The organism is Nakamurella sp. UYEF19 (genome assembly GCF_040546275.1).
In the GTDB taxonomy this organism is placed as follows: Bacteria; Actinomycetota; Actinomycetes; order Mycobacteriales; family Nakamurellaceae; genus Nakamurella.
Map to the genome: position 1 here is coordinate 1 of NZ_JBEPNO010000042.1, position 23,238 is coordinate 23,238.

General features: G+C 65.1%; 17 protein-coding genes. 12 read left to right on the top strand and 5 right to left on the bottom strand.

Features of this window, described 5'->3' with window-relative positions; all coding sequences use genetic code 11:
- Window positions 1-108 precede the first annotated feature (108 nt).
- The 3 genes from ABIB25_RS28095 to ABIB25_RS28105 all read left to right on the top strand — a co-directional run bounded on the left by ABIB25_RS28095 (window position 109) and on the right by ABIB25_RS28105 (window position 3,150).
- Complete coding sequence (locus tag ABIB25_RS28095; protein WP_354531813.1) at window positions 109-372, top strand: hypothetical protein; 264 nt, start codon at window positions 109-111, stop codon at window positions 370-372.
- Complete coding sequence (locus ABIB25_RS28100) at window positions 372-2,141, top strand: ATP-dependent helicase (RefSeq protein WP_354531814.1); 1,770 nt, start codon at window positions 372-374, stop codon at window positions 2,139-2,141. The genes ABIB25_RS28095 and ABIB25_RS28100 overlap by 1 nt, the downstream gene beginning before the upstream one ends.
- A 439-nt stretch (window positions 2,142-2,580) precedes the next feature.
- Window positions 2,581-3,150, top strand: coding sequence for an HD domain-containing protein (locus tag ABIB25_RS28105; protein ID WP_354531815.1), 570 nt, complete (start codon window positions 2,581-2,583; stop codon window positions 3,148-3,150).
- A gap of 6 nt (window positions 3,151-3,156) precedes the next feature.
- Here the strand turns inward: ABIB25_RS28105 and ABIB25_RS28110 are convergent, their stop codons facing one another.
- Together ABIB25_RS28110 and ABIB25_RS28115 are read right to left on the bottom strand one after the other, a co-directional pair.
- Entirely contained in the window at window positions 3,157-3,627 is a 471-nt protein-coding gene (locus tag ABIB25_RS28110) for an NUDIX hydrolase (RefSeq protein WP_354531829.1), read from the bottom strand.
- On the bottom strand, window positions 3,627-4,376 hold the full coding sequence (locus tag ABIB25_RS28115; RefSeq protein WP_354531816.1) for a helix-turn-helix domain-containing protein: 750 nt from the start codon (window positions 4,374-4,376) through the stop codon (window positions 3,627-3,629). Before ABIB25_RS28115 ends, ABIB25_RS28110 begins: the two co-directional genes overlap by 1 nt.
- A 147-nt stretch (window positions 4,377-4,523) precedes the next feature.
- Here ABIB25_RS28115 and ABIB25_RS28120 point away from each other — a divergent pair, with 147 nt between their 5' ends.
- From ABIB25_RS28120 to ABIB25_RS28135, 4 genes are all read left to right on the top strand, one after another.
- The gene (locus ABIB25_RS28120; RefSeq protein ID WP_354531817.1) at window positions 4,524-5,462 is read left to right on the top strand and encodes a tyrosine-type recombinase/integrase; all 939 of its coding nucleotides are present in this window, start codon (window positions 4,524-4,526) and stop codon (window positions 5,460-5,462) included.
- A gap of 341 nt (window positions 5,463-5,803) precedes the next feature.
- Window positions 5,804-6,277, top strand: a complete 474-nt coding sequence (locus ABIB25_RS28125) for a hypothetical protein (RefSeq protein ID WP_354531818.1) — start codon at window positions 5,804-5,806, stop codon at window positions 6,275-6,277.
- A 243-nt stretch (window positions 6,278-6,520) separates the two neighbouring features.
- Window positions 6,521-6,829, top strand: coding sequence for a hypothetical protein (locus ABIB25_RS28130; RefSeq protein WP_354531819.1), 309 nt, complete (start codon window positions 6,521-6,523; stop codon window positions 6,827-6,829).
- A gap of 152 nt (window positions 6,830-6,981) precedes the next feature.
- Window positions 6,982-7,401, top strand: coding sequence for a hypothetical protein (locus tag ABIB25_RS28135; protein ID WP_354531820.1), 420 nt, complete (start codon window positions 6,982-6,984; stop codon window positions 7,399-7,401).
- Window positions 7,402-7,439: 38 nt separating this feature from the next.
- Here ABIB25_RS28135 and ABIB25_RS28140 read toward each other — a convergent pair whose 3' ends face one another.
- From ABIB25_RS28140 to ABIB25_RS28150, 3 genes are all read right to left on the bottom strand, one after another.
- A complete protein-coding gene (locus ABIB25_RS28140) occupies window positions 7,440-7,682 on the bottom strand; it encodes a hypothetical protein (protein WP_354531821.1) in 243 nt (80 codons plus the stop codon).
- 54 nt (window positions 7,683-7,736) lie between these two features.
- Complete coding sequence (locus ABIB25_RS28145; RefSeq protein ID WP_354531822.1) at window positions 7,737-8,627, bottom strand: DUF2637 domain-containing protein; 891 nt, start codon at window positions 8,625-8,627, stop codon at window positions 7,737-7,739.
- A gap of 397 nt (window positions 8,628-9,024) precedes the next feature.
- Complete coding sequence (locus tag ABIB25_RS28150) at window positions 9,025-9,234, bottom strand: hypothetical protein (RefSeq protein ID WP_354531823.1); 210 nt, start codon at window positions 9,232-9,234, stop codon at window positions 9,025-9,027.
- Between the two features lie 81 nt (window positions 9,235-9,315).
- Between ABIB25_RS28150 and drmD the strand changes: the two genes are divergently transcribed.
- Genes drmD through drmC form a run of 5 tightly spaced genes read left to right on the top strand, consistent with a single transcriptional unit; the run spans window position 9,316 to window position 22,714 of the window.
- Window positions 9,316-12,459, top strand: coding sequence for a DISARM system SNF2-like helicase DrmD (drmD, locus tag ABIB25_RS28155; protein WP_354531824.1), 3,144 nt, complete (start codon window positions 9,316-9,318; stop codon window positions 12,457-12,459).
- Complete coding sequence (locus ABIB25_RS28160) at window positions 12,459-16,487, top strand: Eco57I restriction-modification methylase domain-containing protein (protein ID WP_354531825.1); 4,029 nt, start codon at window positions 12,459-12,461, stop codon at window positions 16,485-16,487. Before drmD ends, ABIB25_RS28160 begins: the two co-directional genes overlap by 1 nt.
- Window positions 16,488-16,527: 40 nt before the next feature.
- On the top strand, window positions 16,528-20,121 hold the full coding sequence (gene drmA, locus ABIB25_RS28165) for a DISARM system helicase DrmA (protein ID WP_354531826.1): 3,594 nt from the start codon (window positions 16,528-16,530) through the stop codon (window positions 20,119-20,121).
- A complete protein-coding gene (gene drmB / locus ABIB25_RS28170) occupies window positions 20,118-21,986 on the top strand; it encodes a DrmB family protein (RefSeq protein ID WP_354531827.1) in 1,869 nt (622 codons plus the stop codon). The genes drmA and drmB overlap by 4 nt, the downstream gene beginning before the upstream one ends.
- Window positions 21,983-22,714: a DISARM system phospholipase D-like protein DrmC gene (gene drmC, locus ABIB25_RS28175; RefSeq protein WP_354531828.1), complete on the top strand. Its 732-nt coding sequence runs from the start codon at window positions 21,983-21,985 to the stop codon at window positions 22,712-22,714. The genes drmB and drmC overlap by 4 nt, the downstream gene beginning before the upstream one ends.
- Window positions 22,715-23,238: the final 524 nt, after the last annotated feature.

The window sequence follows — 23,238 nt, forward strand, 5'->3', positions numbered from 1 at the left end:
GGAACGAACGCTGCCACCCGTTCATCTGGACCAAAACAGCCGACCAGATCCTCGCCAAAGCCCACCGTAAGAAGACTTCAAACACGCGACACTAGCAGGGTCTGGGCCATGGGCACCACAGAGCTTGACGGTGCACTTGAAGAAGTATTGGCGGCACACGATTCGGAGTGGTGTTTGTCGCAATGCTCTAATTTACTTGCCAGCGTGGAGGGCGATGCTCTAACGAGGCTGAAAGCACTCAAAGGAAGTTACGGTGGACCATTAGGTCGATCCTTTGTCGACCGCTTTCCTAACATCGATGAATGGCCACTTGGCTTCCAGCATCTAATCAGTTGTTTGGGCTATACTTCGCGTTCGGAAGAGTCCTTATGATGGACATCAACAGGAGCAATCTGAGCGAGCAGCAGAAGTCCGTCGTAGATAGCGACGACCAGGCCATAGTCGTGTTAGCTAACGCCGGTAGCGGCAAGACCGAGGTCGTCGCGCAGCGCGTTGAACGATTGCTCAAAGAATCTGCAGGTGACTTCAAAGTTCTCGCCTTGTCCTACACTCGGCGCGCGGCCAACGAGCTCCAGTCCCGCCTTTCAAACCGGTTAGGCGAAACACGTCGCAGTGTTGAAACTAATACGGTCCACGGATTCGCACACGGCTTGCTTCTTCAATACGGCACATGGATTGGCCTCCCGGCCGAGCCCGGCGTGATCAGCGACGAGACGGATAGGATCGATCTGCTACAGACTTGGCGTCAAGAGCAGGGTTTGGAGCCCGTTGAGAACCCTTTGGGATTGCTGAATCAGCTGGATCTTTCTCGCGCACTAGGCCAAGCCGAGAACGACATGATGTTTCAGTGGGCAAGTGCCCTTGCTGATGCCGGCGTCCTGGATTATGAATCTATGGTCGGGCGTGCACGGGAATTGCTTGAAGAGTCACCTGGTGTGCGTAGGCTAATCACTCGACTATACCGACATGTCATTGTGGACGAAGCGCAGAACCTCACTGCATCTCAGATGGCTTTCCTATCAGCTCTCTGGGGACTAGATTCTTCTGATCTCACCACCAACGTTGTTCTGGTAGGAGACGACAAACAATCGATTGTCGGGTTTGCGGGTGCTAGTGCTGAGCATTTGACAAACTTTGTGATTTCCCACAAAGCTACTGTTTACAAGCTTTCCCAAAATTTCCGGTCGGCCAGGGCGATCGCGAAGGTGGCCGAACGCGTGGCGCAGGAACTCGACGATCCGCCAGGACGGTCGCAAGACTTTGCTGCTGCCGGACAAGTGGAATCGCACTTTTATGATGACGAGGAGTCGGAGGCCCTGGCCGTATCCGACTGGGTGGTTACTATTTTGAACCAAGGTATGCCAGGTTCTTCAATCGCGCCGACTGAATCCGCTAAGGTGTTACCAAAAGAAATTGCAGTGTTAGCTCGATCGGCAGCGGCGCTGCGACGAACCGCAGACGTTTTAAGCCAACTCGGCGTTCAGGTTTCGCTCGCTAGTAAGGCGACGGATTGGCTCGGATCCGAACTAGGCACACGGGCATGGGCAATCGGGACATTTGATTCGAGCTCAGCTGTCTCCCGTCGCCGCGTAAGTCGAATTCTGGGCACAAACTTATTGAGCGCTTCAGATAACCCCATTGACCATCTGAACGTCAGCAATATACAGAGCGAGGCTCTGCGCGAGCTTTCCAAATCTCAGACACCAACCGAATTCATGGAAGTTATTCAATCGATTAGTATCAATGAGTTGGGCTGGTCAGACGATCAGCGTGAGTTGGAGCTGGCGTGGCTTGCATTTTGTGATACGCAACCGCCGGCAAATAGAGGGTGGGCTCAGTTCGAGCTATTTGTGACCCAATGGCAGGCTGGGACAGACTCGGATCCCGGTGTGCGACTGCACACCGTCCATCGAGCGCAGGGGCAAGAGTTCAAGGCGGTCGCCATCGTTGGGCTAAACGATGGCCAATTCCCCGACTTCCGCGCTAGGTCGCCCGAAAGTTTTAAGGCGGAGTTGCGGGCCTTCTACGTGGCTGTGACTAGGCCGAGTAGGCTCTTGCTGTTGACTAGGCCTCGTCAAGTTAATACTCGAGTTGGTGTTTGGGCTCGAGATGAATCGCCGTTCCTATCCCTAATTGAATGAAGAATGGAGTTGTGTCAAAAATATTACATCCGCCACGTGTATACCTCTAATTGGATAGAGGACGACAATAGTTCCTGAGGCCAAGGTTTGTATTTCCACTCAGAGACGTATTGCGGGTTTTTCAAACACCCGCCGCGGACCGGCCCGTACGCCGTCTCGGTATTGATCGCATCATCATCCTGACGATCGCCAGACTCGCGATTCGCGACGTAGCCGGGGCAGTGGGTGTGGTGACGTGACTCAGCTTCAGATGTGCGTGACCGTACGGGCCAGAGAGTGGAGGCAGATGTAATGGAAACGTACATGCGGACATCCTCCGGAGCTGGGCCGTGCATGTGGACGGCACCGATCCATGGGGCGCCAGAAATCTTGTCGTTGCTAGTCCACAGTCTGATCTTGTCTACGCACGCCATCTCCCGAGGCGGAGTAGATTTGCTGCATGCCCAGCCGATCGGCTACGCCGCCTCACAACGAAATTCAATATTGGGCTGAGCCGCTAGCGAGGCAGCAGCTCCAATCGTTGCCAAGTCGATGGCATCACACTCGATCGGTAGCCGCTCAAGCTAGGATCGCCAGCGTCACAATCGGACCACAGGACCGCGCCCTTCTTGAGGCCGCCGCTTGGCTCCACGACATTGGCTACGGCCCGAAAATTGCCGACACGGGTTTTCATCCCTTGGACGGAGCACGATACCTAGCGGGTCGAGGTGCCCCTGCGCGGCTCATCAACTTGGTGGCCAACCACTCCTGCGCTCGGTTCGAAGCAGACGAACGGGGCATGCTGCCTGAGCTTCAGTCATATGAACTCGAGGTGGGCCCAGTGGCAGACGCCTTGATCTGGGCAGACATGACAACCGGGCCCACAGGTCAGACTGTCACCGTCGAGGACCGGCTGGCGGAGATCCTTCGCCGGTATACAGAGGAGAGTCCTGTCCACAGGGCAATCGAGGAGGCATCGGGCGACATTGTGGCCGCCGTGAGACGAGTGCAGATACGCCTGACCGGGTGAGAGTGATCAGCCGATGTACGGCCGTTCGCGATGCTCGAGGTAGTGGTCGATCCGCAACCTCATCGAAGGGTTGATGTTCAGGTCGTCCAGCCGGTCGACCGGGACAAACTCAACCTCGCTGGTCTCCGAGCTGGTCGCGATCTCACCACCGAGGAGGTTGGTCGTGAAGCAGATCGACATCTGCTGGCGTACCTCGCCGTCGTCGTAGGCGATGACGTGGCCGGGGTTCGTGTAGATCCCGACCACGCCGGTGACCTCTACGTCCATCCCAGTTTCTTCCTTCGTCTCGCGGACGACGGTCTGGGAGATCGACTCCCCCGGGTCCATGCCTCCGCCCGGGAGCGCCCAGAGCTTGTTGTCAGTCTTGTGGACCATCAGCAGCTCGCCTGCCTCGTTCACCACGATTGCCGTCGCCGACGGGACGATGCTGTTCGCCTTCGGAGCGCTCGGGTCGTCGAGGTAGTCGCGTCTTGCCATCATCGGTTCTCCTCTTGCGGTTCGGTGGTGTCCCAGACCCGGTTGAAGCTGCTCAGGTAGTGCTCGAAGAGCCGGCCACCGGGTACGCGATGGAAGTGCAGCACCGGGGACTGGGCCGCCTGGAAGCCGTAGGCGTGGGTGTTGACCAACAGGTTCTCATCGAATCGGTAGATCGAGTTGTACAGCGTGGTCGAGTGGTGTCGTAGCTCCACCCCATCCGTTCCGATTGTCCTCGCCAAGTTCTGTTCGCTGATCAGGATCCGGGCGGCCAGGCCGGCGTTGATGCCCTCCTCCGCGCCGCGGGCGGCGACGGCCGGCGATGTCGGATCACCCAGCAGAAGCCGAATCGTCGTCCCAGCTCGCGCCTTCGCTGCCAGCACCCCATCCAGATCAGGATCCCAATCGGTCAGGAACAGCGCAGCGTAGGCCAGGATCTCGATCCGCTGAGTAGCCGAGTCGATCAGCTGATGCCACACGTCGTGGGGTACTTCACCGCGGTTGGAGTAGATCGCTACGAACTCGGCCTCGGTCGCAGCCCGGGTCTGAGCATGCTTGAGAATGCTCGGCCACAGGTGGGCTTCGTCCACTGCGAGGAGCGCCGCGACCTTGAACCGGTGCTTTCCACGCGGTACCCGGTCGAGGGAGATCCACCGCTCGACCGTCTTTGCGTCGACCTGAACAGCTTGCGCCAGGGCGTCGAGCGACAGCCCTCTCGAGGTGATGGAGCTGCGCAGCCGTTCGTTCGGCACTGGCTCCCCTCCCCAGGGACGTTCTGGGACGTCCCGTCGACCCCAGGACGTCCCGATACGTCCCCGCTACGCGGTGTTGACGTCCCTGCCTGCTGTCAGAGGCTCATCTTCGTCCTCATTCCGAAGGTTGCAAGTCTGGGAGCGCAGATGGCCACGTCAGATCTCGACAGAACTCGATTCGACTCGCCCGGCCTTGCGCCTGACATGCCGGCGGCGCTGAGCTCGCCAGCGACCTCAGCGCTCGTCCCCAGCGACTCGGAACTCATCGCTGCGTGGGCGCTCTGGCAGCGTGCCCGCAACCTTTCGGACAAAACGATCAAGGAACGCATCAACGTCATCGGCCGGTTATCGCACCCGGCCACCCTGACTCCGGTCGACATCGACGAGTTTCTCGTCAACCCAGCCTGGTCACGAGCGACCCGCGCCACGTACCACGGAGCAATCCGTGCGTGGAGCCTCTGGCTGGTCCGGACCGGGCACCGCCCCGACGACCCCACGCTGATCGCCACCACGCCAAGGGTGCCGAAGGGCAAACCGAGGCCCCTTGCCGACGCACATCTCGTCGTGCTGCTGACGAGCCGCACCTATCGGCGGACGAAGGCGATGATCCTCCTGGCCGCCTACGCCGGCCTCCGGGTTGGCGAGATCGCCGGCATCCGCGGTGAAGACGTCGACCTGCTGACCAAGACCATCCGCGTCAACGGCAAGGGCAGCAAGAAGCGCGACATCCCGCTGCACCCGCTCCTGGAGCGACTCGCCAGGGAGATGCCGAGCCGCTCGTGGTGGTTCCCGAGCTGGGTCGGCAACGAACGGGCCCTGGCCGGCGGCCCGATGCTCGCCAATTCCGTCAGTGCCTCTGTCTCCAAGGCGATGGACCGGGCCGGCGTCCCAGGGACACCACATGCGCTGCGGCACTGGTTCGGCTCCACCCTTCGCGAGCGGGGAGCTGACTCGCTCGTCATCAAGGAACTGATGGGACACGAGTCCATGGCCACCACCTCGATCTACGTCGCCGTGCCTCTGCGGCAGCAGTCAGACGCCGTCGCGCTGCTGCCGGATCTCTTCGGATCTGCGGAACTGCCGTGATCCAATCCGCAGCGGGTGAGCAGTGCAACAACAATGGGGAGCACCTTCGGCGCGCTGGATTGTCTCCGGCAAAGACGGCCGGAGCCAACGCCTTTCCGGCGGCCCGACCAGGGTCGGAGTGTAGCGACGGCTCCAGGGCTGCGGGCCCGATGAACCCAGCCCGACCGGTCGGGTGAACCCTTCCGCCGCTTCGCTCCCCCACGGTTCATCCACTACGCCCCGACCGGACGAGCCGGAACCCCCGCGCCGGCCTCCGGCCCCCTTTCGACCGTCACCCCGAACGCGAGCGTTCGGGCCGCCGAAAAAGCGGAGGTCCACCAAGTGAGAGCGAGATCCCCGCCGTGAGCGCAACGCAGGCCATCACCGTCCAGATCGAGATCACCGGCACCCAGAACGTCACCATCGTCAGCAGCGACGCGGGAGCTGGCAGCCACATCTCCATCACCACCGGCGCCACGATGGTCACCCTCCACGACCTGGGCGCCGTTGACACCTACTGCGGCGCATGGCTGCACACCGTCGACATGGCGGGCCTGCTGCCTGCGACCAGCGCGTCCCGCGTCCAGGTCCCGGCCAGCATCGCCCACGAAGTCAGCCAGCCGCGCCGCAAAATGGCTGTCGCTGGACCGAGCCTGCTCATCCGGGCCCACGGCCACGATAACGTCGGCCAGGCCTTCGACCGCAACCGCCGGACCATGCTCGTCCGCATCGGAACCGTCACCTGGACCGTCACGGACCGCCTGGCCTACGACAGCGTGACCACCGCCTACCGCAAGGCCGAGCGCATGGCCCAGCTGGTCCTGCCCCGGATCTGACAGCACTGGTGGCCGTTCCGAAAACGGCCACCGGCGTCCGTCAAGCCCCGTCGTCATCAGCCGGATGAATCGGCTGTCACGGCAAAACCGGCGGCCCGCGTCGACCTCACCAGCCCGACCTCCTCTACCTGAAGAGCATCGTCCCCGGTCGCCGCGGGCCGCGCTGCGTTGCTCGCCTGACCAAGTTGTCCACAGCGCCGGAGGTTGTCCACAAGAACTCGCCCCAGCTCGGCAGTAATGAGGTTGACCCACAACATCGCTGCATACCGACCACACCACCTGGAGGACGACATGTTTCACCTCACCACCAGCACCGGGCTCGACATCTCCGCCGCCGACCCGGCCGGCGCGACTGCCGCCCTGCGGACCGAACTCGATCAGCACCTGGCGGCCGGCCCAGTCCGCTGGACCGTGGCAGTCGACGGATTGCCGGACAAACACATGGGCCAGATGTCCCTACCGGAGATCGAGAACCCAGCATCGATCCAGTTCATCGATGACCTCATCGCCACCGTTCTCGACAATCTCGCCGCCGACTACCGCCCTCGTTGAGCCCTCCGAACCCGGGCCTGACGCGGAAAAGAGCTCGAGATCCACCCCGCCGGCCCCTGCCGCCAGAGAAAAGAAACCGCAGCCAGCTCAGCCCACCTACCCCAATCCGGCAACGCAGCCGTTGGGGACCTTCTTCGAAGAGAGGACATCTCATGATCACCGACACCACTACTGCGCTCCGTGAATGGGCCCGCGGCATGTTCACCACGGAAGCCGCCACCGAGCTGCTGATCGAATCGTTCAGAGGACGGTTCGCCGCCCTCGGCAATCCGTGGGTCCAACCCGGCGACGAGAATGGAGCATGGATCGATTTCGACGCCATCCCGAGTCAGGTCGCAGGCCTGTCCAGCGGCGAACGAGCTCTGCTGTCGATTGCAGCAGCAATTGGCGGCAGCGCGCGGGTCAACCTGGGCGATGTCGTCTGCTCGCTGGATAGTCGTCACCTCGGTCTCGTGCTGGCCGCGCTGGCTCACGCCAACGGAAGTCACCGTCACCACGCCAGCGGGTTCGAGACGCCGGCCGGCGGGAGCAATCCCAGGACCTCGCACATCTGCTTTCCGTGGTCTGAATAACTACGCGCTCTCCCCCAGTTGCCAACCGTTGCCCGTGATCAGCCGGCAGGGGTGGGCGGCTTCCGCAGCACCCGCTGAACGTCCTCGACGCGCAACCACACGTACTCCGGCTCGATCCCGTCACGCTCCTGCAGCTTGATCATCACGTGGGATCGACTCCAGCGGACTGCTTTCGACGGCCGGTACTCCTCGCTACCGTCCAGAAGCACCAGCCGGGAGATCACCGAGTAGCTCGGACCAGGCAGCTTGACGGGGATGTCCTTCGGAATCTCCTCGTTCATGAATCGGTCCATACGCGGAGTCTATCGAACATACGTTCGTCAGGTCATCGACCATCATCGACCGACCGGTACCCGGTCCCGCGAGCTGGGCGTCTCGGCGTCTGCCTTGTCCTGACGGCTGGCCCGCATCTTGAGGTCCAACTCGGGATGACGGATCCGGAGCTCTCGGAGGCGGCGGAGGCCCGTGGACTCCGAGACGTCCAACCACGCACCCACAGACGCGCCTGTCACCGCTTCGCCGGCGTCGAGGGCACGAAATACCTCGAGCAGGAGGGACGGCACTGAGGACGCCGCTGGTGCTGACGGCGGTGAGAGATCAAGTGGGCGATCAACCTGCAGAGGGACGACATCGGCTGAGGCGTCATTCGGTGACGGTGGCACTGTGACGACCTGACGGGCCGTGGCCGGCGTTTGAATCGTCGATACGTACTCCGCGTTCCCCGCCTGACGGCCGCCGGTATTTTGCGCGCCGTCAGGCTGCGAGCTGGGGATCGGTCGTTCGTCAGCCGATGAGACGTCGGCACTCCAGTCAGCCACCGCCAGCGGCGTTTTCAGGCGGGCAACGCGGCGCTGCTCCCGCAACAAGCCTTCGACCGCGACCAGCAGAACCAAGGGTGGCGTCGCTGCGACGACGTGTCCCAGGAGCGTCGTCGTCGCAGCATGTGCCACGTTGATGACGACGCTCAACGTCAGCAGTGACGCCATGACCGTTGTCTCCACGCGCGCCGTCACGCCGTCACCGGATCGAACCCAGGCGATCGCGGCGGCGGTCAGGACGCCGGCCTCGACGACCAGCGGGACGATCCAGCCCCAACCCGGATCGACGGCATGACTCTTCTCTGCATAGTCAGCCGTCCCGCGGAAGCTCAAGGCTGCCGCGCCGCTCGCCACGACGCCAGCTCCCATGCGGGCCGCCCGCGACGCCGTCCGTCGCTGTGACGTCACGCGGCTGACGCCACGGTATTGGCCGCCGGCACGCCGGCTGACGGTTCGTACTCGGCACGAGAAGCGCACATCGCATCCGGCATGATGACGACCCCCGATCGCATTGACGACCGTTCTGGACGTTGTCTTGGCATTGCCGTCATGGTCTGCTCCCGTCACCTGACGCCCGGTTGGGCGGCGATCCGGAATGGAGCGCCACGCCCGTCATCAAGCATCTTGCAGCCGTCACCGTGCGCGCTGGTGGGTGCCACAGGCAGGACCGCGGGTCTGGGCACGGCCGGCTGATCAGCCCCTGTTGTCAGTTTCCGAGCGCGCTACCGCGGCCCATGTGCTGGGCGGAACCACCGCCGCCCACGCTAGACATCCCGGCGGCCGACGGCTCCCACCACGCCAGTGGTCACCCGCTGGCCGCGTCATGCGACGACAACGACTGCACCACTGTGAGCGGAGCAACGCTCCGGCCAGCGCGACAGCCAAGACAAGCGACAAGCGACAGGACCAGAACCAGAACCAGGGCCAGAACCAGAACCAGGACCAGGACCAGGACCAGGACCAGGACCAGGACCAGGACCAGGACCAGGACCAGGACCAGGAAATAGCTACACACCTCTGGCACCTCGGTGAGACGCTTCGGCCAGCTGACGGCTTCATTTCAGGATGTAGATGGCAAGGCCATTACAGTCAGCGCATGCTTGGAGGACTGACAGTGGACGCCGCCCCGGATGTGGGGCAGTTGGTGCGGGTCCGCGGCCAGCAGTGGGTGGTGAGCCGGCGGAGTGTGAGTAGTCAGCCCCGGGACGAGTTGGCGGTGGAGGTTCCGGGTCGCACGTTGGTCACGCTGACGTCGGTCAGCGATGACGACCTGGGTGACGAGCTGACTGTGGCGTGGGAGATCGAGCCTGGCCGCGAGGTCCTCCCGGAAACGCGGCTGCCGCAGGTGACGGCCGACGGATGGGACGAACCACAAACACTCGGGGCGTTCCTCGACGCGGTCCGTTGGGGAACCGTCGCCAGCGCCGACGACCACACCCTGCAGGCCCCGTTCCGGGCCGGCATCACCATCGAGGACTACCAGCTCGAACCCGTGGCGAAAGCACTGGGCATGCCGCGGGTCAACCTGCTGATCGCCGACGACGTCGGCCTGGGCAAGACCATCGAAGCCGGCCTGGTCGTCCAGGAGATGTTGCTGCGCAACCGGGCGCGGCGTGTCCTGGTTGTCTGCCCGGCACCCCTCACAGGCAAGTGGCGAGACGAACTATCAGAGAAGTTCGGACTCGACTTCACGGTCCTGGACGCCGACGCGCTCAAGTCACTGCGACGCACCCACGGCCTGGAGGCCAATCCGTTCTCCGTGTTCCCCCGCACCATCGTCAGCCTGCCGTGGCTACGGACACCACGTGTGCAGCGGCTGCTCGACGAGGTACTGGTCCAGCAGGCCCGCCATCCCGGCTTCTTCGATGTGCTGATCGTCGACGAGGCACATCACTGCGCCCCGCCGGCTCCGGCAAAAGGCAAGAAGTACGCGTTGGACAGCAAGCAGACCCAGGCTGTGCGCCGGGTCGGCGACTTTTCCCAGCACCGCCTTTTCCTGTCTGCTACCCCGCACAACGGCTACCCGGAGTCCTGGCAGGCACTGCTCGAGCTGCTGGACCCCAACCGGTTCGCCCGCGGCGTTGAGCCCGACCCGGCCGTTGTCCAACAGGTGATGGTCCGCCGACTCAAGGACGACTTGCAGCTCCCCGATGGCACTCCCCGCTTCCCGGGCCGCGCCGCCCGGGCGATCGAGGTCACGTACACCGACGACGAACGCACCGGCCACGAACTGCTCATCGCCTACACCCGTTCCCGGCAGCGTGTCCCTGGCGCGGTCGCCGTTCGGGCGGGAGACCTGATCAGTCTGCTGCTGAAGAAGCGGCTGTTCTCCTCGCCCGCAGCCTTCGCTCGCACCCTGGCTGCGCACCAGGCCACCCTGGCCCGTGCCGAGAAGCCCGCAGTCGCTGACGATGTCCCGGAGTGGCTCGCCGATGCGTTGGCGTGGGAGGACGAACCGGACGCCGACGAGGCGGAAGCGGACGTCTTGGACCGCGCGGCGATCGCCACCGGCGCCTTGGACCAGGCGCAGGCGGACCTACTCGCACAGCTGAGCACCTGGGCGCAGCGCCGCGCCGAACCCGCGGACAGCAAAGCCGATGCCCTCATCGCCGAGTTGAACCGGCTATGCCCGAAGGGCAGCCAGACCCGGGTCATCGTGTTCACCGAGTACCGCGACACCCAGGTGTGGCTTGCGCAGATTCTCGCCGCCCGCGGTCTCGGTGGTGACCGGCTGGGATTGCTGCACGGCGGCATGGACACCGCGCACCGCGAACACCTGAAGAACGCCTTCCAGGCCGCACCCGACCGCGACCCGCTGCGGATTCTGCTGGCCACCGACGCCGCCAGCGAAGGCATCGACCTGCAACGCCACTGCCACACCGTCATCCACTACGACATCCCGTTCAACCCGAACCGTCTCGAGCAACGGATCGGCCGGGTGGACCGCTACGGGCAGAGCACCAAGGTCGACGTGGTCCATTTCGTCGGCGCCGGTTGGCAGTCCGCAGCCGCCGGCTCCTACGACGGCGACCTCGAATTCCTGTCCCGCGTGGCCCGCAAAGTCGCAGCCGAACGGAGGGACCTGGGCAGCGTGAACCCCGTTCTGGCCGGGGCGGTCGAGGCCCAGATGCTTGGACGGCCGCTTCTCATCGACCCGCTGACGGTGACGGCAAGCCCCGCAGCGTCCCTGCTGAAAGCCGAGCAGAACCTGCGCGCCCAGGCCCAGCGCCTACGGACCCAGCTCGATGCCTCGATCAGCAGCCTGCATGTTGCGCCCGCGAATGTCCGCCGCGTCGTCGACACCGCTCTGGCCCTCGCGCTACAGCCGCCGCTGACCGACGGTGAGCCTAGCGAAATTCGACCCCCAGAGCTGCGGAGCGGGTGGGAACGCACCCTCGCTGGTCTGGAAGACCCCCTCTCCGGTGTGTTGCGACCTCTGACCTTCGACGCCGAAGTGGCGCGCGGACGAGACGACATCGTCTTGGGCCACCTCGGCCATCCCCTGGTCGCTCAGGCCACCCGGCTGCTGCGGAGTGCTGTGTGGGGTGGACGCACCGATCTGCACCGGGTTACCGCGGTCCGTTTCACCCCGCCCACCGAACTGGCCCTGCGCGGCCCGGTGGTGATGGTCTTGGCGCGTTTGGTGGTGGTCGGCGCCGACGGTGGACGGCTGCACGAGGAGATCTTCCTGGCTGGCCGGGAGCTACCCACCAGCGGTGCCACCAAGCGGATGGACCTGCAGAAGGCCAGCTACAGCGCACTTCGAGATGCCGTCGAAGCCGCCCTGGAGCCGTCGACATGCCGTCCCGCATCTGCCGCCGACCGGGCGCGGCTCGCGCAGCAATGGGACGAGCTCACCCCGCGTCTGGTGGAGGACCTCCGTCTGCGGGCCACGGCCCAGAAGGACTATCGGGCCACGGATCTGGCGGCACAGCACGCCCGGGCCACCGGGCACACCAACGCCGTGTTCGACCAGCTCCGCGTCACACTGACCACCGCGCTGAACGCTGACGGATCGGTCCAGCTCAGCTTCGAGGACCTTGACCGCACCGAACGGCAACAGTTCGAACGGGACCGCCGCGCATGGCAGGACCGACTGGACACCCTCGAAAAGAACCGGGAGCAGGAGATCGAGCAGCTCGCCCGCCGCTACACCGACGTCCGCGAGCTCGTGTTTCCGTTCGCCGTGGTGCTCGCCGTTCCAGACGTTCCCGCAACCATGACTGAAGGGTCGCGTTGATGGCCCGCCGACGTCGCCGCCAGCATCCCGCAGGGGAAGCCGCCCGGCGCCGCCACCCGTGGCTGGAGCTGCTGCAAACCTCGGGGCCGTTCCTCACCCTGCCGGTCGTCGACCGGGTGTGGCCCACCGGCGTACCGCAGGTGCCGGCCGAAGCCAGACGGGCTGTGCGGGCCGCAGTGATCGACGCGCTGGAAACCCGCGGCGCCTCCCGCCGAAAGGCCGTGCACACCGTCCTGACCCAAGCCCTGGACTGGAGCTCTCACCTGCGTTGGGACACCGATCTGCCCGCCGCACTCGCCGAACTCGTCCCCGAACATGGCGTCCTCATCAGCCCCGAACTCGGCTTCTACGCCGAACCCGACGTCACCGATGACGACGAGCAAGAAGACGACGACACCGACGCGGAGGAGGATTCGACACCTGCTCCCGTGACGGTCGGGCCATGGCGGATGCTCGGCACCATCTCCGACTGGGGCACACACCCACTGGCCCGCACAACGACCGCCGGCTGGTCCGCCAGCCCGGTGGAACGCCTCGCCGTGCTGCTGCGGGCCCGCAATGTGCCCGTCGGCGTGGTCACCGACGGACGCTGGTGGGCGATCGTCTGGGCCCCGATCGGCGGCACCACCGGCGCGGCCGTGTGGGATGCCAGCCTGTGGGGGGAAGAACCGGAATCCTTCGCCGCGTTCGTCGCGCTGCTGCAACGCTCACGGTTCCTCGCCGTCGCCCACGACGACACACTGCCCGAACTACTCGGCGAAAGCCTCGACGCTCAAGAACTCGTCACCGAGACCCTCGGCCTACAGGTCCGCGACGCCGTCGAGCTACTCCTGGAAACCCTCGACCGCCTCGACGCCGAGTCCGGGGTCCTCGCCGGTGTCAGCGACGACGACCTCTACGACGGGGTCGTCACCGTCATGATGCGCATCGTCTTCCTGCTCTTCGCCGAAGAACGTCGTCTACTACCCAGCGATGACGACGTCTACGTCGCCGCCTACAGCATCAGCCGCCTCGTCGAGCAGCTCGAAATCGCCGAAAACCTCAGCGGCGCACAAGCACTGGAATACCGCACCGGCGCCTGGCACCGTCTCCTGGCCACCGCACGGGCCCTGCACGCCGGCGTCGCCCACGAAGACCTGAGGCTTCCCGCCTACGGCGGCGGACTGTTCGACCCCGACCGGTTCCCCTGGCTGGAAGGCCGCAGCGCCGACCAGGCACCCGACCCCGCCACCCGTCCCCCAGCGGTCGATGACGCCACCGTCCTGCGGCTACTCCGCGCAGTGCAATACGTCGAAATCGGCGGCGAACGCCGCAAACTCACCTTCCGGGCCTTGGACGTCGAGCAGATCGGCTACGTCTACGAAGGCCTCCTCGAACTCGAGGTGCGCACCGCCACCGAAGTGATCCTGCAGCTCACCCGCTCCGGCGACTGGCCCGGCGGCAAAGAACCCAGCGAGCTGCCGCTGACTGAGGCCGCACAGTGGCTCGCCGAGGTGCCCCCGCGTCTCGTGCCAAAGCTGAAGGCCCGAACCGGACGCAGCGAGAGCCGCCTCGAGAAGGACCTCGCCCGAGCCCTCGAACAGCACGAACTTGAAGCGCTGCGCCGTCACGTCGGTGTCGAACTGGCCGAGCAGATCCTGCCGCTGGCACCTGTGCTGCGGTGGGACTCGCTCGGGCGGCCCGCGGTCGTCCTACCCGGCCGGCGATTTGCCGCACCCTCCACCCGTCGGGCCTCCACCGGCGCGCATTACACCCCGCGTTCATTGGCCGAGGATGTCGCCAACAACACCCTCGAGCCGCTGGTCTACCGCCCGGGTCCGTTGGAAACCGCCGACCGCAGGACGTGGAAGATCCGCCCTTCCTCCGAGATCCTGGACCTCCGCGTCGCCGACATCGCCATGGGATCCGGAGCATTCCTGGTCGCCGCCTGCCGCTACCTCGCCGACCGAGTCATCGAGGCGTACCGGGAAGAAGGCCAAGGCGACGCGCTCCTCTCGATCCGGCACACACAGCAAGGACGCCTGTCGGCCGACGCAGAGGTTGAGCAGGTCGCGTTGGACGCCCGACGCCTCGTCGCCGAGCACTGCCTGTACGGCGTCGACATCAACCCACTCGCTGTCGAAATGGCCAAGCTGTCACTGTGGCTGGTCACCATGGACCGCGAGAGGCCGTTCGGCTTCCTCGACGACCGATTCGTGGCCGGCGACAGCCTCCTCGGAATCACCACGACCGCCCAGCTCGAGCACCTACACATGGCCCCGCAGGGCTCGGCCATCACCTTCGACTCCGTCCTGCGCGGTGACGAGCTCGAGCGGGCTGCGGACCTGCGCCGTCAGATCACCGCTCACAGCGTGGTCACCGGCCGCGACGTCGCCCACAAGACCCGCCTGCTGACTGACGCGCGGAGCACCACCCGCCAGCTCGGTGCCGTCGCCGACGCCCTGGTCGGCGTCGGGCTACGAGCCGGAGAACTCAAGGGCAAGAAGATCGACATTGCCTTCACCGCACTGGCCATGACCGTCGAGTGGGCCAGACCGGACTACCTAGCAGGCCTAGCCGACCAGGTCGCCGCGGTCCAGGCCGGTCGACCCACTGGAGTTGTTGCCCGGGAACCGCTGCACTGGCCGTTGGCGTTCCCGGAGGTATTTGCCGACGTTGCTGAGCCCGGGTTCGACGCCATCATCGGGAACCCCCCTTTCCTAGGAGGCAAGAAGATCAGCGGCGCGCTGGGCAACGATTACCTGGCTGCACTTGTTCGGTGGGACGGCCGTGCGATAAACGGCAGCGCTGATTTGGCCGCACGGTTCGTGCTCCGCGCCGAGCGGCTGCTCAATGGCCGTGGGCAACTCGGCTACATCACGACCAATACCCTCGTCCAAGGAGACACCCTTGAGGTCGGCCTCGCTGAGGCGGGGGCTCGCGGGTTGACCGTCCGCCGTGCCAGATCCAGCCACCCGTGGCCCAGCAGCAGCGCCAACCTGGAAATCGTTGATGTCTGGGCCAGCCGCGCCCATGTCGCCGCTGAAGGCTTGCGAGTGTTGGATGGTGAGCAGGTCCCGGCCATCGGATACGACCTTGAGCCGGTCGGCAGAGTGATGGGCCGCCCGCAACGGCTGATGGAAAATGACAGCACCGCGTTCATTGGCTCCGTGGTTTTAGGACTTGGTTTCACCATGACCGAGGACCAGGCACGAGACCTGATCGCTCACGATCAGCGCAACGCCGAGGTCCTCCGCCCATACATCATCGGGCAGGACCTCAATCAGCGCCCGGACTCATCAGCAAGCCGGTGGATCATTGATTTTAGCGATTGGTCTATTGAACGCGCCCAGACGTACCCCGACGCTATCGACATCGTTCGTCGCCTTGTAAAACCCCAACGGGACACTAATAACCGTGCGAACTATCGGGACAACTGGTGGCGTTACGCCGAGCGTGGCCGCGGCTTGTATCGGACCATTGCCGATCTCGACCAGGTTTTGGCATTGTCGCTCGTCAGCAATGTTGTCATGCCCGTACGAGTGCCCGTGGGATCCGTCTTTGCGCATAAATGTTGCGTCTTCGCGCTCAGCAGCTATGCCGACCAGGCGGTATTGTCTAGCGTCGCCCATACAGCGTGGACGCTCCGTTATAGCTCGACAATGCGCACTGATGTGAACTACTCGCCGTCGGACGTCTTCCTCACTTTTCCGCGCCCAAAGCCCACATCCGAGCTGTGCCACCTCGGTGAGCGACTGAATTCGGAGCGTACGGCAATTATGTTGGATCGCGCTTGGGGGCTGACAACCACGTACAACCACGTGCACGACCCAGCCGACCGCGACTCTGCCGTGCTCGCTCTCCGGGACCTGCACACGGAGATCGACCATGCTGTGATGGCCGCCTATCACTGGGAACTCGACCTCGGAATCGGCCACCACCCCACCAAGATTGGTACCCGTTGGACCGCCAGCTCGCGTGCTCGCTTCGAGCTCCTGGATCTTCTCTTGGAGGAGAACCATCGACGTGCTGCCATGGGTCCGCAGTGATCGCCTGTTCCTGTCGGTCCGGCGTTGTACGGTCCGCCACATGACCACCGACGCAGCTCCCTCCGCGCCCGTCACATCCTACGAGGTGAGGGCCAAGCTCGAGCGACTGCTGGAGCTGGACCTCCGGGGACCCCGTGACGGCGAGACCGAGGAGCTGCCGCCGGGTGTACCGCCAGCAGAGCGCTACCTCGTCGGCCGGCTGGTCCCGCGCACCCGCCCATCGGAGCCTGTAGCCGCACCACAGGTGACCGACGGAACCGAGGACGACGACCCCGATCTGGTCGACAACGAGGTCACCGACGCCACCGGCTCGCCCGGCGACGACTTGCCGATCACGCAGACCACCCGCACCGGAACCATGGCCGCCTCGGCGCTCGGCCTGTCGTTCCAGGTGCCGCTGGATGTTGAACGAATCGCGGTGACCGCCGTGTGGGGTGCGTATGCACCGGCCACGTCGGAGATCCATGTGACCGAGCAGGGCAAGCCCCGAACGGTGTGGCGTCGTACGCCACGCGGCGGGACCGTCGAGATCGACCTGACCGCCGCCGAGCAGCTGCCCCGACCTGTGGACGCCACCCAGGAGCGGGTGGTGCTGCGAGCAACGGTGCGGGAGCGGTCCGGGGTGCGACTGGTCGACCTCGCCCTGATCAACGACCAAGGCCGCCCGGACTCAAGCCCGGACTCTGCCCGGCTTTATCAAGTGTCGCTCACCGTCACGGCGCTCGATGGGAACGGGTCGATATTCGTCGCGCACAACGATCCGGACACCAGGCCTCCACCCACCGACCAGGACGCAGAACGCCAGCACCTAGCGCTGCTCTACCGGGAACGGCGGGAGTACGCCCACGGCCGGCAGTGCGCCGTCGACGCGGATGTGCACGAAGGAGAAGTGCGGGCGTGGCGGCTGAAGACGACCAGCTTCCCGGCTGCGGATGTTGCTCTTACTGTGCCCGGTGATCCGGCGACAATGCCGGACTTGGTGACCGACATGGCTCGGTTGGGTAGCCCGGAGATGACGCGGGATGACCTTGAGCGTGCCTTGCGGCCGCTCGCCACCGGGTATCGCCGTTGGTTGAAGGCGCAGCGGGTCCGGCTCGATGAGCCGGAGATTCTTCGCTACGAGCCCGCGGGCCGGCTGGCGTTGGATGCGGCCGGCGCAATGGCCGACCGGCTGGACCGGGCGGTCGACCTTCTCCGGGACGATGCGAAGGCTCGGGAGGCCTTCCGTTTCGCCAACCAGGCGATGGCGTTGCAGCGTGTCCGCAGCGAGGTCGTGCGGGCCCGGACAGCAGACCCCGCCGCTGAACTCCGCACGTTGCTGCGCAAGTTCGATGTACCCAAGAACCGGAGCTGGCGACCGTTTCAGCTGGCCTTCGTGCTGTTGTGCCTGCCTGGACTGACCGATCCGACCCATCCGGATGCGCATCGCGACGCCGAGGGTGAAGCTCAGCTGCTGTTCTTCCCCACCGGCGGCGGCAAGACCGAGGCCTACCTGGGATTGACCGCCTACACGCTGGGGTTGCGCCGGCTGCAGGGTGTCGTCGGAACCGGATCGGAAGCTCGCGATGGCACGGACGGGGTCGCCGTTCTGATGCGATATACGTTGCGGCTGCTCACAGCGCAGCAGTTCCAGCGGGCGTCCACCCTGATGTGCGCGTGCGAGGAGCTGCGGCGGGAACGATTGGCCGCCGGTGATGCACGTTGGGGTGCAACACCTTTCCGTATAGGCCTGTGGGTGGGTGGCTCCGTGACCCCCAACTCCTTCGAGGACGCCCGGCAGGCCATCGAAGACACCAAGGGTGTCGAGGATGCGGTCGGCGGGCCTCTGCAGCTTGCCACTTGCCCGTGGTGCGGGGTGCGACTGTCCGCCGGGCGCGATCTGCACGCTGATGAGAAGCTGCGCCGAGTCCTGCTCTACTGCAGTGACCCCGAAGGCGACTGCGCCTTCAGCCCGCGCAACGCACCCGGGCAGGGCCTGCCGGTGCTGGTCACCGACGAGGAGATCTACCGCCTCACGCCCAGCTTGATCATCGGCACCGTCGACAAGTTCGCGCAGCTGCCATGGCGAGCATCCACCGCATCGTTGTTCGGCACCGTGGACCAGCTGTGCCCCCGGCACGGCTACATCAGCCCCGACATCACCTGGTGCTCCGGCACCCACCCGAAATCCGGTCCGTTGCCGGCGACCAAGCCGCAGCCGGTGCTGGCGCTACGGCCCCCGGACCTGATCATCCAGGACGAGCTGCATCTGATCGCCGATGCTTTGGGCTCGATGGTCGGCCTCTACGAGACCGTCATCGACAGCCTCTGCACCCGCACCTTGGGCGGGGAACCCGTCCGGCCGGTGCTCGTCGCCTCCACCGCGACCGTCCGGCGTGCGCGGGACCAGGTGGAGCAGGTGTTCGCGCGCGGGCTGGCGATCTTCCCGCCTCAAGTCTTGGACGCCGGGGAAACGTTCTTCTCCACTGTCGTCGCCCCGAGCCCGTCAACGCCGAGCCGGCGCTACCGTGGTATCTGCGCCACCGGTGAGCGTTTCAAGGCCATCGAGATTCGGGTGGCCGCCGCCCTGATGGAGCACACCCAGGCCCTGTTCGACCGCTACGGCGACGCCGCCGACCCCTACATGACCCTCGTCGACTACTTCACCTCCACCCGGGAGCTCGCCGGCATGCGACGCCTCGTCGAGGACGACGTCGCCGAACGCCTCACCTCACTCTCGGTCGGCACCAGACGGCGCCGACCTCAGGTCAGCGAACTCACCAGCCGCATGCCTAGCAGCCGCATCGCCACCACACTGGCCGACCTCGAACGACCGTTCATCCCGCGGATGGACACCAACGCAGCGGCCGACGTGCTTCGCGGACCTGCGGGCCCAGACAAAGACGCGCTTCTTGCCGAGATGCGCACTCGAGCACCGGCTCTCGACGTCCTGCTGGCGACGTCCATGCTGCAGGTCGGGGTCGACGTGCAGCGACTCGGCCTGATGCTGGTGACCGGACAGCCCAAGTCGACCGCCGAGTACATCCAGGCCACCTCCCGCGTGGGACGCGATACCAACCGCCCAGGGCTGGTGATCACCCTCTATCAGTGGAGCCGACCCCGCGACCTCGGCCACTTCGAGACTTTCGCCCACGACCACGCGACATTCGGCATGAGAGTGGAAGGGCTCACGACCACCCCCTACAGCGACCGCGCGCTCGACCGGGGCCTGAGCGCCGTGCTCGCCGCCGGGCTCCGCCACTCCGGCACCGCCTGGCTCGGCAACACCGCGGCATCGACCGTGCCCGTCGCCGGTCCCTCCGCCGCCCGCATAGTGGACCTGTTCGCCGACCGCGCCGACCGGGTCACCCACGACAACGCCCAGACCGCCGCGGTCCGCAAGCTGGTGCAGAGCCGGCTCGACAGCTGGCACCACCAGCGCACCCACCTGCAGACCGGCAGACTCGGCTACCAGAGCGCCGCGGACGTCACCGGTCTACTCCACAAGCCCGACGAATCCACCTGGACCACCTGGACGGCACCCATGAGCCTGCGTGAGGTGGAACCCGAAGTGCTGCTGCAACTTGACCGCCGCGACCAAAGCGCCGACACCACGCCCGCATGGTCCTACGACCGCAACCTGGAGAACTCATGATGGCCGGCCGAGTTCCCGCCGCGAAAGTCAGCGGGCCCAAGGGCCAGCCCAGCCGCGTCGGCGGAGCCCGACCCAGCCACCTCATCACCACCGGCGGCACCGGCTCGATCATCGACCTGCCCGGCATGAGCGTGATGGTCCGCAACACCGACAGCTGGCCGCTCGAAAGAGCTGAAACCATTGTTGAGCCTCGGCTGCTGGAGAAGATCCGGATCACCCTCGGGCCTCAGGTCACCGCGCTGCGGACCGCGCCGTGGGACCCACAGGACAACGACGACCCATGGACCCGGACCGGGGTGCCGGTCTCGCCGTTCCCGGGCTGGGTCCGTTGCCCGGCGTGCTTCCGGCTCGGACCCCTCGAACCAGGCCAGTTCGACCTCGTGCACCGGCATGGCCGCCGCCCAGATCTGGCGAAATACGTCCACACCACCTGCCAGAAGCAGACCACGAGAGCCACCCGAAACAAGCGCGCCTGCCTACCGGCACGCTTCCTCGTGGCCTGCGAGGCAGGGCATCTCGACGATTTTCCCTACGTTGACTTTGTGCACCAGGGCAGCACCGACCCTTGCGGTGGCGCAAAGCTGGTCCTGCGGGACAGCTCCAGCACGCAGGGCCCGCGGGTCACCATCCGGTGCCTGGAATGCAACGCCTCCCGCAACGTGTCCCGAGCCAGCGGCAAGGACGGGTGGGCCGCCCTGCCTGCTTGCCGCGGACGCCACCCCCACCTGCAACGCTTCGAGGAATGCGGACGCAACCTTCGCCTGATGGTCCTGGGCGCCTCCAATCTCTGGTTCAGCGTCACAGCGAGTGCATTGCATCTGCCGCAGAGCCAGACCGTCGCCGACATCGTTGCTGCGAACTGGGATCTGCTCGGTCAACTGCCCAACGCCGAAGTCGTCGGAGCGATTATCAATGGGATGGATCAGCTTCGGTCCCTGCGGGACACCCCCGGCGATCAGGTGTGGGCGGCGATTCTGCACATCCGCGGTCAGGGTGGGCCCGTCGTGACACCACCGCAGGCTGACCTTCTCCGCGCCGAGTGGGACCTGCTGTCTCACCCCACCACTCAGCGGCAGGACGATGATTTCCGGGCCGTCCCGACCACCAACCCCGCAGGCTACGACAACCTCCTTCAACAGGTGGTGCTGGTCAGTAGGCTGCGGGAGGTCCAGGCGCTGCTCGGGTTCACTCGGCTCAACGCACCCGACCGGCGTGAACTCGAACCGGTCAACCGGCTCAACCTCAGCCGCTCCTCCACCCCGTCCTGGGTCCCGGCGTTCGAACAGCGCGGGGAAGGTGTTTTCCTGGAGCTCCCCGAGCCCCGCGTGCAAGCCTGGGAGCAGCAAGTCGCCGAACATCCCCGCATCGTCGCGATGCAGGAGGCGTTCCGCCGGTGGTCGGCCAACCGCGACCGACCGGTCGACGACACCCTCCCCATCCCGCGGTTCCTGCTACTACACACGCTGAGCCACCTGCTGATACGGCAGGTCGCGCTCGAATGCGGCTACGGATCCTCCAGCATCCGCGAACGCATCTACGTCGGCACCACCGCCCAACCGGCGACCGGAATCCTGCTGTCCACTGCGGCCAGCGACAGCGAAGGCACCCTCGGCGGCCTAGTCGCCCTCGGCAAACCGATCCATCTGAAACGCCTGCTGGACAATGCGTTGAACGACGCTCAACGTTGCTCGTCGGACCCGCTCTGCGCCGAACATGTACCCGAGGACCCGTCGGAGACGTTGCACGCCGCGGCTTGCCACGCCTGCCTGTTCGCCTCCGAGACTAGTTGCGAGGCTGGCAATCGGTGGCTGGACCGGGCCGTCTTGGTCGACCTCACCCACGACAGCCTGGCCTTCCTGTCGTGACCGCAGCCGCGGTGATCGCTGTGGCGGTCCGACTCAGTCGGGAGCTGCCCCGCGGCGACGTCCAGCACATCGCCGCGGCATTGCTGGCACCGCACGGTCTGAGCAAGCTGCAGGCCACCGCCGCGCACCGCGTCCGTGACGCTTGCGCCCAACTGCGCGAGCTCCACCTCGACGATGTCGACCGTCCACTTGCGGCAGGGGCCCTGCTCGGGGCTCTCGAACCGGACCCCGACCTCACCACCGTCACGTCGGTGTGGACCGGACCCGTGACCACCGCCGCCACCCGCCTGACCTCGGCGGTGGTCGTCGACCTGATCAGCCAAGCCGCTGAGGACGTTTTGCTGGTCGGATACGCCGTCCACAACGAGCCGACCGTCGCGCAAGCACTCCACGACGCTCGCGCACGTGGCGTCACGGTCACCCTGGTTCTGGAGCGACAAGCCGACAATGATCACTTCAAAGGACTTGCCGACCCATTTCCGGGCCTAGATGCCATCCGGCTGTGCTGGCCGGCCGACGTCCGACCACCAGGGGCTTCCCTACACGCAAAACTCCTGGTCATCGACGACCACTCCGCCCTCGTCGGCAGCGCCAACATCACCGGCGCCGCTCTCGGCAAAAACCTCGAATGCGGACTGCTTGTCCGAGGAATTGACACCGCGCTAAGCCTTCGCCAGCATGTGGCTTCGCTCGTGGCCGAGAAACACCTCAAGCTGACAGTCAATTAACCCTCGAACTTTCAAGTTTCTTTCTCGACAAAGTCGTGCTTATTTCGAGAATCAATCCCGTGGACCGACCTTGCTGGTCCATTACTCCTAGTGTTGGATACCCGTTTCATAACAACACCAACAGGAGGATCTTCCCCATGCTCGCTCTAGCCTACCTCTCGGAGCACGCACTAGGTAGGCATCATTCTCATTCCCTGGTGGAACCTTGCCTACGATTCGGTCAGAGGGAGGCATATGAAACCCGTCTGATCGAGACCTAAACACAAGCTGCCGATCGTGAAGTTCAGAGATGTCACTGTAGGAAACGGCATGCCATGAAATATTCATCCCCATTCCTCGCCACTTTAGGAGAAACCCCCGTAGTCGCTTCATGTCGGGGCTCGAAATGTTATTTGGCGGACCGCTAAGCAGTCGCAGCCGAACTTGTAGGGCAACGTAAATGGGTGGGTGCCTCACTCCGGGTAAGATGATCTTGATCGGAGGAGTGAGTTTCGTGCGTGGTGTGGAGTTGACATTTGTTGATC

What these genes read in the sequence shown, in the direction of transcription:
- drmD (WP_354531824.1), top strand. Translation starts at nt 9,316, where the DNA reads ATGCTTGGAGGACTGACAGTGGACGCCGCCCCGGATGTGGGGCAGTTG.
- ABIB25_RS28140 (WP_354531821.1), bottom strand. Translation starts at nt 7,682, where the DNA reads ATGAACGAGGAGATTCCGAAGGACATCCCCGTCAAGCTGCCTGGTCCG.
- drmA (WP_354531826.1), top strand. Translation starts at nt 16,528, where the DNA reads ATGACCACCGACGCAGCTCCCTCCGCGCCCGTCACATCCTACGAGGTG.
- ABIB25_RS28120 (WP_354531817.1), top strand. Translation starts at nt 4,524, where the DNA reads ATGGCCACGTCAGATCTCGACAGAACTCGATTCGACTCGCCCGGCCTT.
- ABIB25_RS28160 (WP_354531825.1), top strand. Translation starts at nt 12,459, where the DNA reads ATGGCCCGCCGACGTCGCCGCCAGCATCCCGCAGGGGAAGCCGCCCGG.
- ABIB25_RS28095 (WP_354531813.1), top strand. Translation starts at nt 109, where the DNA reads ATGGGCACCACAGAGCTTGACGGTGCACTTGAAGAAGTATTGGCGGCA.
- ABIB25_RS28100 (WP_354531814.1), top strand. Translation starts at nt 372, where the DNA reads ATGGACATCAACAGGAGCAATCTGAGCGAGCAGCAGAAGTCCGTCGTA.
- ABIB25_RS28110 (WP_354531829.1), bottom strand. Translation starts at nt 3,627, where the DNA reads ATGGCAAGACGCGACTACCTCGACGACCCGAGCGCTCCGAAGGCGAAC.
- ABIB25_RS28105 (WP_354531815.1), top strand. Translation starts at nt 2,581, where the DNA reads ATGCCCAGCCGATCGGCTACGCCGCCTCACAACGAAATTCAATATTGG.
- drmB (WP_354531827.1), top strand. Translation starts at nt 20,118, where the DNA reads ATGATGGCCGGCCGAGTTCCCGCCGCGAAAGTCAGCGGGCCCAAGGGC.
- ABIB25_RS28135 (WP_354531820.1), top strand. Translation starts at nt 6,982, where the DNA reads ATGATCACCGACACCACTACTGCGCTCCGTGAATGGGCCCGCGGCATG.